This is a genomic window from Amycolatopsis sp. NPDC114505 (genome assembly GCF_055633615.1).
The window spans coordinates 477,740-492,166 of the sequence record NZ_JBVKDV010000005.1; the positions used below are offsets into that span (position 1 = coordinate 477,740).

13 protein-coding genes and 1 pseudogene are annotated in these 14,427 nt (G+C 70.6%); 5 read left to right on the forward strand and 9 right to left on the reverse strand.

Going from position 1 to position 14,427, the window contains the following annotated elements; genetic code table 11:
* Positions 1 to 61 precede the first annotated feature (61 nt).
* Positions 62 to 1,441, forward strand: coding sequence for a cytochrome P450 (locus ACZ7OU_RS45125; RefSeq protein WP_470259976.1), 1,380 nt, complete (start codon positions 62 to 64; stop codon positions 1,439 to 1,441).
* Here the strand turns inward: ACZ7OU_RS45125 and iolD are convergent.
* From iolD to ACZ7OU_RS45160, 7 genes are read right to left on the reverse strand one after another with little or no spacing between them, the layout of a single operon-like run.
* The gene (gene iolD, locus ACZ7OU_RS45130) at positions 1,431 to 3,266 is read right to left on the reverse strand and encodes a 3D-(3,5/4)-trihydroxycyclohexane-1,2-dione acylhydrolase (decyclizing) (protein WP_470259977.1); all 1,836 of its coding nucleotides are present in this window, start codon (positions 3,264 to 3,266) and stop codon (positions 1,431 to 1,433) included. The genes ACZ7OU_RS45125 and iolD overlap by 11 nt on opposite strands.
* Positions 3,263 to 4,153: a 5-deoxy-glucuronate isomerase gene (gene iolB, locus ACZ7OU_RS45135; RefSeq protein WP_470259978.1), complete on the reverse strand. Its 891-nt coding sequence runs from the start codon at positions 4,151 to 4,153 to the stop codon at positions 3,263 to 3,265. Before iolB ends, iolD begins: the two co-directional genes overlap by 4 nt.
* 34 nt (positions 4,154 to 4,187) lie before the next feature.
* Positions 4,188 to 5,117: a 5-dehydro-2-deoxygluconokinase gene (gene iolC / locus ACZ7OU_RS45140; protein WP_470259979.1), complete on the reverse strand. Its 930-nt coding sequence runs from the start codon at positions 5,115 to 5,117 to the stop codon at positions 4,188 to 4,190.
* Entirely contained in the window at positions 5,114 to 5,893 is a 780-nt protein-coding gene (locus ACZ7OU_RS45145) for an ATP-binding cassette domain-containing protein (protein ID WP_470259980.1), read from the reverse strand. Before ACZ7OU_RS45145 ends, iolC begins: the two co-directional genes overlap by 4 nt.
* On the reverse strand, positions 5,890 to 6,933 hold the full coding sequence (locus ACZ7OU_RS45150) for an ABC transporter permease (RefSeq protein WP_470259981.1): 1,044 nt from the start codon (positions 6,931 to 6,933) through the stop codon (positions 5,890 to 5,892). The genes ACZ7OU_RS45145 and ACZ7OU_RS45150 overlap by 4 nt, the downstream gene beginning before the upstream one ends.
* Complete coding sequence (locus ACZ7OU_RS45155) at positions 6,933 to 7,928, reverse strand: sugar ABC transporter substrate-binding protein (protein WP_470259982.1); 996 nt, start codon at positions 7,926 to 7,928, stop codon at positions 6,933 to 6,935. The genes ACZ7OU_RS45150 and ACZ7OU_RS45155 overlap by 1 nt, the downstream gene beginning before the upstream one ends.
* 20 nt (positions 7,929 to 7,948) lie before the next feature.
* Positions 7,949 to 8,827, reverse strand: coding sequence for a TIM barrel protein (locus ACZ7OU_RS45160; RefSeq protein WP_470259983.1), 879 nt, complete (start codon positions 8,825 to 8,827; stop codon positions 7,949 to 7,951).
* 114 nt (positions 8,828 to 8,941) lie between these two features.
* Between ACZ7OU_RS45160 and ACZ7OU_RS45165 the strand changes: the two genes are divergently transcribed.
* The 4 genes and pseudogenes from ACZ7OU_RS45165 to ACZ7OU_RS45180 all read left to right on the forward strand — a co-directional run bounded on the left by ACZ7OU_RS45165 (position 8,942) and on the right by ACZ7OU_RS45180 (position 12,077).
* Positions 8,942 to 9,961, forward strand: coding sequence for a LacI family DNA-binding transcriptional regulator (locus ACZ7OU_RS45165; protein ID WP_470245000.1), 1,020 nt, complete (start codon positions 8,942 to 8,944; stop codon positions 9,959 to 9,961).
* A complete protein-coding gene (locus ACZ7OU_RS45170; RefSeq protein WP_470259984.1) occupies positions 9,958 to 10,956 on the forward strand; it encodes a Gfo/Idh/MocA family protein in 999 nt (332 codons plus the stop codon). The genes ACZ7OU_RS45165 and ACZ7OU_RS45170 overlap by 4 nt, the downstream gene beginning before the upstream one ends.
* 127 nt (positions 10,957 to 11,083) lie before the next feature.
* Positions 11,084 to 11,344, forward strand: a pseudogene (locus ACZ7OU_RS45175) (leucine zipper domain-containing protein); the annotation flags it as partial.
* Entirely contained in the window at positions 11,256 to 12,077 is an 822-nt protein-coding gene (locus tag ACZ7OU_RS45180) for an IS481 family transposase (RefSeq protein WP_470260169.1), read from the forward strand. The pseudogene ACZ7OU_RS45175 and the gene ACZ7OU_RS45180, both read left to right, overlap by 89 nt.
* A gap of 1 nt (position 12,078) precedes the next feature.
* On the opposite strand, the gene ACZ7OU_RS45185 is transcribed toward ACZ7OU_RS45180, so the two are convergent.
* Together ACZ7OU_RS45185 and asnB are read right to left on the reverse strand one after the other, a co-directional pair.
* Entirely contained in the window at positions 12,079 to 12,378 is a 300-nt protein-coding gene (locus ACZ7OU_RS45185) for a hypothetical protein (protein ID WP_470259985.1), read from the reverse strand.
* A 34-nt stretch (positions 12,379 to 12,412) separates the two neighbouring features.
* Positions 12,413 to 14,254: an asparagine synthase (glutamine-hydrolyzing) gene (asnB, locus tag ACZ7OU_RS45190; RefSeq protein WP_470259986.1), complete on the reverse strand. Its 1,842-nt coding sequence runs from the start codon at positions 14,252 to 14,254 to the stop codon at positions 12,413 to 12,415.
* Between the last annotated feature and the right edge of the window lie 173 nt (positions 14,255 to 14,427).

Consider the following 14,427-nt stretch of genomic DNA (forward strand, 5'->3'; position numbering starts at 1 on the left):
CACGGGTTCAGTAGCGGGGGATCGTGACCCTATTGGATACGGGTTCAATAGGGGGTACGTCGTGGACACGTCCGCGCTTCCGCACCGGCCGGGCCGCCTGCCGGTGATCGGCGACCTGATCGGCGCCAACCCGCGCACGCCGCTGCAGGACACGCTGCGCATCGGTAAGCGCGTGGGGCCGATCTTCACGCGGAAGATCTTCGGCTTCGAGATCGTCTTCGTCGGTGGCGTCGACCTCGTGACCGAGCTGAACGACGAGACGAAGTTCGGCAAGCACGTCGGCATGGGCATCGAGAACCTGCGCGCGCTCGCCGGCGACGGGCTGTTCACCGCCCACACCCACGAGCCGAACTGGCGGCTGGCGCACGACATCCTGCAGCCCGCGTTCTCCGCCGAGGCGATGCGCCGCTACCACCCGATGATGCTGGAGGTCGCGCGGGAACTGACCGCGGCCTGGGACGCCGCGTCCGGGCCGGTCGACGTCGCCGCCGACATGACGCGCCTGACCCTGGAGACGATCGGCCTCGCCGGGTTCGGCTACCGGTTCGGCTCGTTCGAGCGCAGCGAACCGCACCCGTTCGTGACGGCGATGATCCGCGCGCTGCGGTACGCGCAGCTGCAGAACGTCAAGCTGCCGTTCGTGCGGCGCGCGTTCGCCGGGACGGCCGAGCAGAACCAGGCCGACATCGCGACCATGACCGGGCTGGTCGACGAGGTCATCGAAGCCCGCCGCCAGGACGGCGAGGAGAGCCGTGACCTGCTCGGCCTGATGCTCACCGAGGGCCACCCGGAGACGGGCGAGCGCCTCGATCCGGTGAACATCCGCAACCAGGCCATCACGTTCGTCGTCGCGGGCCACGAGACGACGTCCGGCGCGCTGTCGTTCGCGCTGTACTACCTGACGCGCCACCCCGAGCTGCTGGCGAAGGCCCGCGCCGAGGTCGACGCGGTGTGGGGCGACCGCGAGCCTGCCTTCGGAGACGTCGCGAAGCTGCGTTACGTGCGTCGCGTCCTCGACGAGGCGATGCGGCTCTGGCCGACCGCGCCGGGCTATTCCCGCGAAGCACGCGAAGACGTCGTGCTCGGCGGGCAGTACCGCATGCGCAAGGGGGACTGGGTGATCGTGCCGCTGCCCCTGGTGCACCGCGATCCTTCGGTCTGGCCGGACCCGGAGCGGTTCGACCCGGACCGGTTCGAGCCCGCCGCGGTGCGGAAGCGGCCGGCGCAGGCGTACAAGCCGTTCGGGACGGGCGAGCGCGCCTGCATCGGCCGCCAGTTCGCACTGCACGAAGCCGTGCTGGCGCTGGGAATGGTGTTGCAGCGCTACGACTTCGAGGTGGATCCGTCGTACGAGCTCAAGATCGTCGAGTCCTTGACGCTCAAGCCGAGTGGGTTCACGCTCCGGCCCCGCGTCCGGGCGCGGGAGCCGCTCACGACTTGAGGTAGCGCACCTGGCCCGGCTTCGTCCGGTCGTACTCGTCCCGGCCCGCGAGGTGCTCGGGTACGCCGACCTCCCACCACGCGCCGGCCTCGGTCCACGACGACGGCTGCGTCTTCACCACGACCACCGCCGGCCGTCGCTCGGCCACGGCGGCCTCGCGCGCGGCGGCGTACGCCGTCCGCAGTGAGTCCACATCGGACGCCGGGAACACCAGGCAGCCCAGCGATTCCGCGTGCCGCGCGAAGTCCACTCGCGGCGGCGAAGCGTGCGAAGTCGTGCAGTCGGCGTAGAAGTTGTTGAACGGCTTCCCGCCCTGACCCTCCTGGAGGCGCGCGATCACCGCGTAGCCGTCGTTGTCGCACACGACCGCGACGAACGGGTGACCTGCGAACGCGGCCGAGAACAGCTCGGAGTTCAGCATCAGGTACGAACCGTCGCCCAGCAGCGTCGTCACCAGGCCCGGATGCGCGATCGCCGCGCCCCACGCGCCGCACAGTTCGTAGCCCATGCACGAGAAGCCGTACTCGACGTCCATCGAGATCGAGCCGGACCCGCGCCAGCCGCCGATCAGCTCGCCCGGCAGCCCGCCGGACGCTGTCATGACGTAGTCGTCCGGCTCGGACAGGTCGTTCACCGCGCCCACGACCTGGGCGTACGACGGGAGTTCCGCGCCGGCCGAGCGCAGCGAGTCGACGTGCGCGTCCCAGGAAGCCCGTTCGGTCGCGGCCCGCGAGGTCCACTCCGGGTCGACCCGCCAGCTCTCCAGCTGCGCGCCCAGGTCGACCAGGCCCGCGTCGGCGTCGGCGACCACCGACAGCGCGCCGTGCTTCACCGCGTCGAACCGGGCCGCGTTCAGCGCGACCAGGCGGACGTCGGGGGAGAAGACCGTCCACGACGCCGTCGTGAAGTCCTGCAGCCGTGTCCCGACCGCGAGGACGACGTCGGCCGCGGCCGCGAGGACGTTCGCCGACGTCGAGCCGGTGACGCCCAGCGGCCCGGCGTGCAGCGGGTGGTCGTGGGCCACCAGCGTGCGGCCCGCGGTCGTCTCCACCAGCGGGATCCCGTGCCGCTCGGCGAAGTCGAGGGCGCGCCGCCCGGCGCCGGAGTACCGGACGCCGCCGCCGAGCACGAGCAGCGGCCGTTTCGAAGACCGCAGAGCGCCGGCCGCCTCGGTGACCGCGCGCCGGTCGGGACGCGGCCGCAGCGGCCGGTGCGTCACCGGGGCGAACAGCTCGTCCGGGAAGTCGTACGTCTCCGCCTGGACGTCCTGCGGCAGCGCCAGGACGACGGGCCCGCTGTCCGCCGGGTCCGTGAGCACCCGCGCGACCTGCGGCAACGTCGAAATCAGCTGCTCGGGCCGGGTGATCCGGTCGAAGTAGCGGCTGACCGCGCGGAAGGCGTCGTTGACCGTCGCGGTCGCGTCGCCGAAGGGCTCGATCTGCTGCAGCACCGGGTCCGGGGCGCGGCTGGTGAACGTGTCGCCCGGCAGAAGCAGCACCGGCAGCCGGTTCGCGTGCGCGACCCCGGCCGCGGTGACCATGTTCAGCGCGCCCGGCCCGATCGACGACGTCACGACGCCGACCTGCCGCCGGTGCGTGGCCTTCGCGTACCCGACCGCGGCGAGCGCCATGCCCTGTTCGGTGTGCCCGCGCCAGACCGGGATCTCGCCGCGGTGTTCTTCCAGGGCCGTGCCGAGGCCGAGGACGTTGCCGTGCCCGAAGATCGCGAAGACGCCCGGGAAGAGCGGGACTTCGCGCCCGTCCAGGGTTTCCGAGCGCTGGGCGAGGATCCAGCGGACCAGCGCCTGAGCCGTCGTCAGCTTCACCGAACACGTCCTTCGTGGCTCGTCACCGGGCAGCGCGGGTCCAGCTCCTGCGCTTCCCACGTCTCGCGGACCCAGCCGTGCGCGGGGTCGTCGCAGAACGCCATGGACCGCTCCGGCGCGGGTCCGGCCAGGACGTTCAGGTAGTACATCGGGTAGCCCGGCGCGGCCACGCACGGACCGTGGAAGCCGCGCGGGATCAGGAAGACGTCGTGGTCGCGGACGGCGACGTCCTCGTCCAGGTCACCGTCCAAGGTGTACGTCCGGTGCAGGCCGAACCCTTCGCGCGACGGCGTCACGCCGTCGCGGCCGGCGACGCGGAAGTAGTAGATCTCCTCGTTGACGACCTCGCACTCGCTCGCTTCGTCGTGCTTGTGCGGCGGGTACGACGACCAGTTGCCGCCCGGCGTGATCAGTTCGCACGCGTTGAGCTTGTCGGCGTGGTCCCACACCCCGGGCACGCCGAAGTTGGTCACCTGCCGGGTGGCCTGCCCGGCGCCGCGCACCTCGACGGGGACGTTCTCGGCGGGGCCGTACTTCGGTGAGAGACGGCGGGTGCAGCGCGCCATCGGCAGCGCCACCTGCGCGCCGGTCTCGGAAGTCAGCTCGACCTCGGCGTCGCGGGGGACGTAGACGAAGTCCGTGACCCGGGTGAACACCGACTCACGCCCTTCCAGCTCGAACTCCTCGCCGTCGACGCGGACCGTGAGCGAGCCGGACAGCGGGAGCACGAACGCCTCGAACTCGCCGGTCTTGACCGTGCGCGGGAGCCGGGTGCCGATCCGGAGCACCCGCAGCCCCGTGTACGTCCAGCCCGCCGAATCCGGGGTGAGCCGGACCGGGTCGGCGTCGTCGGACAGCGTCCCGAGTGGACGGTGCAGCTTGCTCATTCACGGCCTCCAGTTCCTTGCTCGTCCGTGGGGATCACAGCAGCTCCTCGATCTCCCCGGCGGTCGGCATGGCGTCGGCGCAGGCCAGCCGGGACGCGACCAGCGCGCCCGCCGCGTTCGCGTACTCGGCGATCCGCACCGGGTCCCAGCCCGAGAGCAGGCCGTGGATCAGGGCGCCGCCGAAGCCGTCGCCGGCACCGAGGCCGCAGACGACCTCGACGCGTTGCGGTGGCACGGTCGAACGTCCTTCCGGCGTCGCGACGAGCACGCCGTCGGCGCCCTTCTTGATCACCGCCAGCCGCAGGCCGCGTTCGAGCATGCGGTCCGCGGCGGTGTCCGGGTCCGCGGTGCCGACGGCGACCTCCACCTCGGTCCGGTTGCCGACCGCGACGGTGACGTGGTCGAGCATCGCGCCGATCTCTTCGCGGGCCTGCTCCACCGACGGCCAGAACATCGGCCGGTAGTCGAGGTCCAGCACGGTGTGCTCGCGGCGTCCCCGGGTCGCGAGGATCTTCCGCTGGGTCGCCCGCGCCGGTTCGGCGGAGACGCCGGTGCCGGTGACCCACAGCAGCGGCACCGACTCGACGACGTCCCAGGGCACGTCGTCGTCGGTGAGCGTGAGGTCGGGGGCGATGGGGGAGCGGTAGAACAGCAGCGGCGGGTCCGCGGGCGGGTTCAGCTCGCAGAACACCACCGGCGTCTGCAGATCTGGCGACGTGCCCACGTGCGCCGGGGACACGCCGAAGCCGTCGAGGGCTTGACGGACGTAGTCGCCGAAGCCGTCCGGGCCGACCTTGGTCAGCACGGCCGTGCGCCGGCCGAGCCGCGCGGCGGCGACCGCGACGTTGGTCGCGGTCCCGCCGAGCGACTTGGCGAACGTGCTGACCTCGGCCAAGGGGACGCCGCTCTGCTCGGGGTAGAGGTCGACGCCCACCCGGCCGATCGTCAACGCTTCGAGACTCACGCCTTCTCCACCTGCCGCAGCTCGTGCTCCAGGGCTTCCAGTTCCGCACCGCCCGCCATCTGCCGGGTCAGCTCGTTGATGTCGATGTCCGCCTTCTCGTACGAACCGAGGGGCGCACCTCGCTTGAGCAGCAGGAACCGGTCGGCGACGGGGAAGGCGTGGTGCGGGTTGTGCGTGATCAGCACGACGCCGAGCCCGCGGTCACGGGCCTGCGCGACGTACTTCAGCACCACGCCGGCCTGCTTGACGCCGAGTGCGGCGGTCGGCTCGTCGAGGATCAGCACCTTCGCGCCGAAGTACACCGCCCGCGCGATCGCGACGCACTGGCGTTCACCGCCCGAGAGCGTCCCGACCGGCTGCTCGACGTCCCTCAGGTCGATGCCCATGTCGGACAGCGCCTGCTTGGTCGTCTCGCGGCCCTTCTTCCGGTCGAGCATCTTGAACGGGCCGAACCCGGTCGTCGGCTCGGAGCCGAGGAAGAAGTTCCGCCAGACGCTCATCAGCGGCACCACGGCGAGGTCCTGGTACACCGTCGCGATGCCGTGGTCGAGCGCCTCACGCGGCGAGGCTAGCCGCACCGGCTGCCCGTCGATGAGGAACTCGCCCCGGTCGTGCTGGTGCACGCCGGCCAGGATCTTGATCAGCGTGGACTTCCCGGCGCCGTTGTCGCCGAGCACGCAGGTGACCTCGCCCGCGTTGACCACAGTGGACACATCGCGCAGCGCGATGACGCTGCCGTAGGTCTTTCCGATGTCCTTGACTTCGATGAGGCTCATCGACGGACCCTTTCCGCGCGCCGCCGGAAGGCGTTGTTCACCAGGACCGCGGCCAGCAGCATGATGCCGAGGAACAGCATGAACCAGTCGCTGTTCCACTGCGCGAACACGATGCCCTGGCGCGCCATGCCGAAGATCAGCGCACCGATCGCCGCGCCCACCGCCGAGCCGAACCCGCCGGTGAGCAGGCAGCCGCCGATCACCGCCGCGATGATGTACTGGAACTCCAGCCCGATGCCCTGGTTCGCCTGCACGCTCGCGAAGCGCAGGATGTTGATCGAGCCGACCAGCCACGCGCCGAGCGCGGTGCCCATGAACAGCAGGATCTTCGTGCGCACCACCGGTACGCCGACCGAGCGGGCCGACACCTGCGACCCGCCGACCGCGAAGATCCAGTTGCCGAACCGGGTCCGGACCAGCAGCCACGCGGCGATCGCCGTGACGACGACCCACCAGATGATCGACGACTGGAACTCCGTGCCGCCGATGTTGAAGGTGGACGCGAACAGCCCGCCGGCCGACTCGTAACCGCTGGTCGAGCGCATGCCCGAGACCTGGACGGTGTTGGTCACCCAGCGCGTCACGCCGAGGTTGAGCCCCTGGAGGGCGAGGAACGACCCCAGCGTGACGATGAAGCTGGGCAGCCCGGTCTTCATGACCAGCCAGCCGTTGAACGCGCCGACGCCGAGCGCGAAGGCGAGCGAGGCCAGCAGCGCGAGCCAGACGTTCCACCCCGCCTGCGTCGCCAGGATCGCCGTGACCAGCGACGTCGACGCCGTCATCACGCCGGCCGAGAGGTCGAACTCGCCGCCGACCATGAGCAGCGCGACCACGACGGCCATGATGCCCAGGGTGGACGAGTCGTCGAGCCAGGTCGCCACGCCCAGCGGGCTGAGGAACTGGCCGGTGACGACGGAGAAGAAGACGAACACGAGCACGGCGCCGAGCAGCGCGCCGATCTCCGGCCGGACGACCAGGCGGTCGGTCAGGCTCTTCTTCCCCACCCGTTCGTCGGGTTGCGCCTGGATCGCCGCTGTCATCAGCGCGTGCCGCGCTGCGCGTACGGGGCCACGGTGTCGATGTTGGTCTTGTCGACGAAGCCGGGGCCGGTCTGCACCGGGTGGCCGCCGCCGATGGTGTTGCCGTTTTCCTTGTACAGCTTGAGGAACACGATCGGCAGGTAGCCCTGCTCGTACTGCTGCTGGTCCACGGCGAAGAGGATCGTGCCGGCCTTGATGGCCGCGACGACGTCCGCGTTCAGGTCGAACGTGGCGACCTGCGCCTTCGAGCTCGCCTCCTTGGCCGCGTCGACCGCGCGGGCCGCGACCTGCGAGTTCAGCGCCAGCACCGCGTCGATCGACGGGTCGGACTGCAGCGCGCCGCGGATGCGGGCCTGCGCGTCGGTCGGATTGGAGATGTCGACCTGCAGCGTGGTGACGTTGCCGAAGGTCTGCTTCGCGCCGTCACAGCGCTGGTTCTGGCCGATGTTGCCGGCCTCGTGGATGACGCACAGCAGCTTCGTCTTGCCTGCCGCCTTGAGGCGCTGGCCCGCGCCCTGGCCCGCGAGGCCTTCGCTCTGCCCGACGTGCGCGATCGCGCCGAACGCCGCGCTGGAGTCCTCACCGGAGTTGATCGTGACGACCGGGACGCCGGCCTTCACGGCGTTCTGGATCGACGTCTGCAGGGCCTGCGGGTTCGCCATCGAGACGACCAAGCCACTGACCTTCTGCGCGACGGCGTTGTCGATCAGCCTGGCCTGGTTGCCCGGGTCGCCGTCGGCGAAGTAGTCGACGCCGATGTTCAGGTCCTTGCCCGCCTGCTCGGCGCCGTTCTTGACGACGTTCCAGAAGGCGTCGCCGGAGGTGCCGTGCGTGACCACGGCGATCTTCAGCGGGCCGCCCGAACTCGGGGCGGCGGCGGACGGGGCGCTCGAGCTGCTGCTCGAGTTGTCGGCGCTGGGACCGCTGCAGGCGGACAGCACCAGCCCGGTGGCGGCGATCGCCGCCACTCCGGCCAGTTTCTTGAAAGAGAACACAGTCACTCCTTTGGGACCGATTACAGGGAGTCGATGATCTTCGAAAGGTGGGCCAGGCTGCGCTCGGTGTCCCGGCGCGGTGTGTCGTCGGGGCTCGAGTCGCCGAGGGCGGTGTCCTGTTCGAGGACGTACCAGCCGTCGTAGCCCGCCGCCTGGACGGAGCGCACCATCGACGCCACGTCCACGTCCCCCTCGCCGAGCGGGGTGTAGATGCCCCGCCCGACCGCGTCGGTGTAGCCGAGCCGGCCCGCGCGGACGTCGGCCGCGAGGTCTTCTCGGACGTCCTTCAGATGCACGTGCCCCACCCGTTCGGGATACCGCTTCGCCAGCTCGACCGGATCCGTCCCGCCGATCATCAGGTGCCCGGTGTCGAGGCACAAGCCGAGATCGGAGTCGGCGAGGAAGCGCTCGACCTCGGCCTGCTGCTCGACGTGCGTCCCGACGTGCGGGTGCAGCACGGTGCGCAGGCCGTGCGCGGCGGCGATGTCCCGGATCTCGCCGGCGGTCTCGATGAGTGTCGCCCATTCGGCGTCGGTGAGCTTCGGGCGTTCGTCGTAACCGTCGAGCCCGGTCGCGGCGGCGAGCACGAGGACGTCACCACCGCACGCGGCGAACAGCGCGGCCGACTCTTCGGCTTCCTTGAGCGCGTTTTCCCGGTCGGCGTGCAGCACGACGGCGAGGAAGCCGCCGACGAGCGTCAGGCTGTGCTTCCCGAGCAGCTCCCGCAGCTCGGCCGGGTCGCGCGGGAGGTATCCGGGCGGGCCCAGCTCGGTCGCCTGGACGCCGAGGGCGGCCATCTCGCCGAGCACGGTCGCGGCGTCCAGCACCCGGCCCCAGCCCGGGACTTCGCAGACGCCCCAGGAGATCGGGGCGGCGGCCACGCGGATCGTCGCTGTCACAAGGGGCCTCCGTTGGTCCGTTGGAGCGCTCTATTGATTAGAGCGCTCTAATCTTGTAGCGTCCGTCACAGCAAGTCAAGGCCGAGTTTCCGGTGATCAGGGGAGGTGTGTCGCATGCGTCCGACGATGGAGGACGTCGCCGCGCGGGCGGGGGTTTCCCGCGCACTGGTCTCCCTGGTGATGAGGAATTCACCGAAGGTCTCCGACGCCCGGCGCGCCGCTGTCCTGCGCGCGGCGGAAGAACTCGGCTACCAGCCGCACGTCATGGCGCGGTCGCTGGCCAGCCGGACGTCCACGGTGCTCGGCGTGATGGTCAACGACCTGCGCAACGCCTTCTTCGCCGACGTCGTCGAGGGGTTGGACGCGGCGGCGCAGGCCGCCGGCTTCGACCTCATCCTCAACACCGGCGGCCGCAGTCCCGCGCGCGAGTGGAACGCCCTGCACAACCTGCTTTCCTTCCGTCCGGCGGGAATCATCCTGCTCTCCCCGGTCGTGCCGGCGGCGTCGATCCAGCTCGCGGCCAAGCAGTGCCCGGTCGTGCTGGTCTCGCGGACGATCCGGTCGTCCACAGTGGACACGGTGAACGACGACGGCGAGGCGGGGTCCGCGCTGGCCGTCGACCACTTGGTCGGGCTCGGGCACCGGCGCATCGCCCACCTCGACGGCGGGGGCGCGGCGGGCGCGGCCCAGCGCCGCCGCGGGTTCCAGGAGGCGATGCGGCGGCACGGGCTCGACCCGGTCATCGTGCGCAGCGAGCACACCGACACGGCGGGGGAGAAGTCCGTGAAGGAGCTGCTGGCGACGTACTCGCGAGCCGACCTGCCCACGGGTTTGGTGGCGGGCAACGACTTCAACGCCGTCGGCGCGATCTCGGCGCTCGAAGAGGCGGGGTTGCGCGTGCCCGAGGACGTCTCGGTCGTCGGCTACGACAACACGTCCTTGGCGGCACTGCGGCACCTTTCACTGACCACAGTGGACCAGCCGCGCACCGAAATGGGCCGGCTGGCCTTCGAAGCGCTGGTCGAACGCGTCCGCGGGGAGCGCACGGAGCCGGTCCGGCACCTGCTGCACCCGTCTTTGGTGGTCCGGGCGACCACCGCCGAGGTTCTGGCTACAGGAGGAGCACCACGATGAGGTTGGGACTGGCGGGCACCGGCCGGATCGGCACCGCGCACGCGGAGACGCTCAAGGGGTTCGACGAGGTCGAGTCGGTCGTCGTGGCCGACGTCGACCCCGCGCGTGCTCAGTCGGCTGCCGCGAAGCTCGGCGTCGAGACGGCATCCCTCGACGAGCTGTTCACCGCGGGCCTGGACGGCCTGGTCGTCACGGCCGCCACGGACGCGCACCCGGGCCTGATCATCGCGGCGGTCGACGCGGGCATCCCGGTGTTCTGCGAAAAGCCGGTCGCGGCGGACATCCCCGGCACCCTGGCGGTGATCGACCGCATCGGCGCGTCGGACGTCCAGGTCCAGATCGGCTTCCAGCGCCGGTTCGACGCGGGCTACGCGGCGGCGCGGGCGGCGGTGGCGTCGGGCGAGCTGGGCTGGCTGCACACGCTGCGCGCGACGACGTTCGACCCGGCACCCCCGCCGGCGGAGTACGTGGCGCATTCGGGCGGGCTGTTCCGCGACTGCGGCGTCCACGACTTCGACGTCATCCGCTGGGTGAGCGGCCGCGAGGTGGCCGAGGTGTACGCGATCGGCGCCAACCGCGGCGAGCGCTTCTTCGTGGACGCGGGCGACGTCGACACGGCGGCGGCGACGCTGACCCTGGACGACGGAACGCTGGCGACGGTGTCCCTGACCCGCTACAACGGCGCGGGCTACGACGTGCGCTTGGACGTCCTGGGGTCGGTGTCGGGCGTGGTGGTCGGCCTGGACGACCGGGCGCCGCTGCGGTCGGTGGAGCCGGGCGTGCCCCCACTGCCGGGGCCGGCGTACCCGGGGTTCATGGAGCGCTTCCGCCCGGCGTACACGACCGAGCTGCGGGCATTCCTGGACGTCGTCGCCGGCCGGGCGCCGTCGCCGTGTGTCGCGGCGGATGCGCTGGAGGCGTTCTACATCGCGGAGGCGTGTGAGGTCTCGCGTCGTGAACGGCGTCCGGTGAAGCTGACGGAGGTCCGGCGCTAGCTGTGATGTTCAGGGACGTTGTCCCGAGTTGAGGTGACCCGGTGACGGCCTGTCGTACAGACAGGTGAAGGCCTCCGGATGTGAAGCGGAGCTGTCGAGGAACCACATCACCTGTCCGGAGGCCTTCGTGTCCCACCCTAACGCCACCCTGACCCCACGCACCCGACTCCGGTTGGCTCGACTGATCGTCGAGCAGGGCTGGACCTGCACCGCAGCGGCGAAGATGTTCATGGTCGCCGCCAAAACCGCCGCGAAATGGGCCCAGCGCTACCGAGCCGAAGGCGTGGCCGGCATGGCTGATCGCAGCTGCCGTCCGCACCACAGCCCGACCCGCACACCCGAGCACCTGGTCCGGGCGATCGTGCGGCTGCGGTGGCGCAAGCGGCTCGGCCCGGTCCAGATCGCCGGCCGGCTCGGCCTGCCCGCATCGACCGTGCACGCGGTGCTGGTGCGCTGCCGGATCAACCGCTTGTCCCGCATCGACCGGGTCACCGGCCGAGCCGCTGCGCCGCTACGAACACGACCATCCCGGTTCGCTGATCCATGTCGATGTCACCAAGTTCGGCAACATCCCCGACGGCGGCGGCTGGCGCTACGTCGGGCGCGCTCAAGGTGACCGCAACCGGGCCGCGACACCGGGCAAACCCCGCAACGCCTACCGCAACCCCACGATCGGGACCGCGTTCGTGCACACGGTGCTCGACGACCACTCCCGCGTCGCCTACGCCGAGATCCACACCGACGAAACCGCCGCCACCGCGACCGCTGTCCTGCGCCGGGCGGTGGCCTGGTTCGCTGCCCGCGGCGTCAGCGTCGAGCGGGTGCTGTCGGACAACGGGTCGGCTTACCGCTCGTATGCCTGGCGCGACACGTGCACCGAGCTGGGTGTCACCCCGAAACGGACCCGGCCCTACCGGCCGCAGACCAACGGGAAGATTGAGCGGTTCCACCGCACCCTGGCCGAGGGCTGGGCCTACGCCCGCTTCTACCCATCGGACACCCTGCGGCGGGCCGCGCTACCGGGATGGCTGCATTTCTACAATCACCATCGACCCCACAGCTCAACCGGCGGTAAGCCGCCGGTCACCCGGCTGACCAACCTCCCCAGACATCACAGCTAGCTCAGCGCCGGGCCGCCAGCCGCGGCAGGATCTCCGTCCGCACGTACTCCAGCGCGTCCCGCTCCGGGAGGATGTGCGGCCCCTGCACCCACACGACGCCGTGCCGGAGCGCGGCGGCCGTGACGCGCTCCCGCAGGGAACCCACCACCCCCGCGCCCAGTACCAGCGCGTCGACCACGCCGAGGCGGGTCAGGACGGCTTCCTCCGAAACGACGCCGTCCGCGGCGAGACCCGCCGCGGACAGCGCCGTCGTCACCCTCGAGACCGTGGCCGGGTTGCGGCCGAACAGCAGCACCTTCATGCCGCCCAGCCTCACACCTCAAGGGCGCTCGAGGTCAAGACAGTTCGAGCGTGGGCTGGTACATCTCGATCCAGTGGTACAGGTCGAGCAGCCGGTCCAGGCCGATCCGCGCCGCCGGGTCCATGGCCGCCGGGTCCACTTCGGACACCCGGTGCGCCCAGGCCTTGTCCACCAGGCCGAACACCTGGTGACCCGGCTCGGCCAGGACCTCCTTGACCTGCTGCTGCAACGCCGCCGCGTAGCCCGGGTCCTGCGTCGACGGGTACGGGCTCTTCACCCGCTGGGCCACCGACTCCGGCAGGACGTGCTTCGTCGCGTGGCGCAGGAGGCTCTTCTCCCGGCCGTCGAACGTCTTCAGCGACCACGGCGTGTTGTAGACGTACTCCACCAGCCGGTGGTCGCAGAACGGCACGCGGACCTCCAGGCCCACCGCCATCGACGCGCGGTCCTTGCGGTCGAGCAGCATCCGCACGAACCGGGTCAGGTGGAGGTTGCAGATGGTCCGCATCCGCGCCTCCAGCGCGGTCTCGCCGTCCAGGTGGTCGACCGCGGCGACCGCGGTGGCGTACTGGTCCGCGACGTAGGACTCGAGGTTCAGCTTCTGCCGCAGCTCGGTCGTGTACAGCGACGCCCGCTCGTCCATCATCGACGTCCGGAACGCCAGCCACGGGAACGTGTCCGCGTTAACGGCCTTCTCGTCGTGGAACCAGCGGTAGCCGCCGAACACCTCGTCGGCCGACTCACCCGACAACGCCACCGTCGACTCGCCGCGGATCGCCTTGAACAGCAGGTACAGCGACGTGTCCATGTCGCCGAGGCCGGCCGGGATGTCGCGGGCCTTCAGCACCGCGCGGCGCACCGCCGGGTCGCTCAGCTCCGCCGGGTTCAGCATGACGTTCTGGTGCGCCGACCCGACCAGGTCGGCGACGTCGCGGATGTAGGGCGAGTCCGCGGTGTCGCGCATCTCGTCCGGCTTGAAGTTCTCCTCCTGGCCGAAGAAGTCGACGGAGAACGTCCGCAGCTGCTCGCCCTGCTCGGCGAGGTGCGGCGCGGCGAGACCGGTGACGGCGCTGGAGTCCAAGCCGCCCGACAGCAGCACGCAGCGCGGGACGTCGGCGACGAGCTGGCGGTGCACGATGTCGGTCATCAGCTCGCGGACGCGGGCGACCGTGGTCTCCTGGTCGTCGGTGTGCTGCTTCGCGTCGAGCTTCCAGTACGTGCGGGTGCGGACGCCCTCGCGGGACACGGTGACGATCGTGCCCGGCTGGACCTCCTCCATGCCCTTCCACAGCGACCAGCCGGGCCGCTTGGTGAACGCCATCAGCTCGCGCAGGCCGTCGGTGTCGACCACCTTGCCCGCCAGCGGGTTCGCCAGGATGGCCTTGGGCTCGGAGCCGAACAGGACGCCGTCGCGGGTCGGGTAGTAGTAGAACGGCTTGATGCCCATCCGGTCGCGGATCATGACGAGGCGGTCGTCGCGCTCGTCCCAGATCGCGAAGGCGTACATGCCGTTGAGGTGGTCGACGACCTCGTCGCCCCACTGCAGGTAACCGTGCAGGACGACCTCGGTGTCGCTGTCGGTCTCCCACTTGTGGCCGAGCTTGGTCAGCTCTTCCTTCAGCTCGGTGAAGTTGTAGGCCTCACCGCTGTAGACCATCGCGACGTCGCCGTTCGGCGTGTGCACCGACATCGGCTGCCGGCCGCCGGGCAGGTCGATGATGGCCAGCCGCCGGTGGCCGAGCGCGACGTGCTTGCGGACCCAGGTGCCCTCGTCGTCCGGGCCGCGGCAGGACATGGTCGCCGTCATGGCGTCGACCACGTCCTGGCGGCGGGTGAGGTCGGCGTCGTAGGAAACCCAGCCGGCGATACCGCACATAGGTGATCCCCTCTCCCAAAGATTTACTTAGCCGATACAACTATCGGTAACACAGGTGTAACACGGCCCGAAGATCTTGTCTGCCCGAATTGCACGTTCCGCACTTGTTCGGTCACTCGTTGTGTCGCGAGTCACTAACCAACTGCATACAGTGATTAATCGGCAAACGTTTG

Coding starts and splice junctions, on each gene's coding strand:
- iolB (WP_470259978.1), bottom strand. CDS start 4,153: ATGAGCAAGCTGCACCGTCCACTCGGGACGCTGTCCGACGACGCCGAC.
- ACZ7OU_RS45145 (WP_470259980.1), bottom strand. CDS start 5,893: ATGAGCCTCATCGAAGTCAAGGACATCGGAAAGACCTACGGCAGCGTC.
- ACZ7OU_RS45150 (WP_470259981.1), bottom strand. CDS start 6,933: ATGACAGCGGCGATCCAGGCGCAACCCGACGAACGGGTGGGGAAGAAG.
- ACZ7OU_RS45165 (WP_470245000.1), top strand. CDS start 8,942: ATGCGTCCGACGATGGAGGACGTCGCCGCGCGGGCGGGGGTTTCCCGC.
- ACZ7OU_RS45170 (WP_470259984.1), top strand. CDS start 9,958: ATGAGGTTGGGACTGGCGGGCACCGGCCGGATCGGCACCGCGCACGCG.
- ACZ7OU_RS45185 (WP_470259985.1), bottom strand. CDS start 12,378: ATGAAGGTGCTGCTGTTCGGCCGCAACCCGGCCACGGTCTCGAGGGTG.
- asnB (WP_470259986.1), bottom strand. CDS start 14,254: ATGTGCGGTATCGCCGGCTGGGTTTCCTACGACGCCGACCTCACCCGC.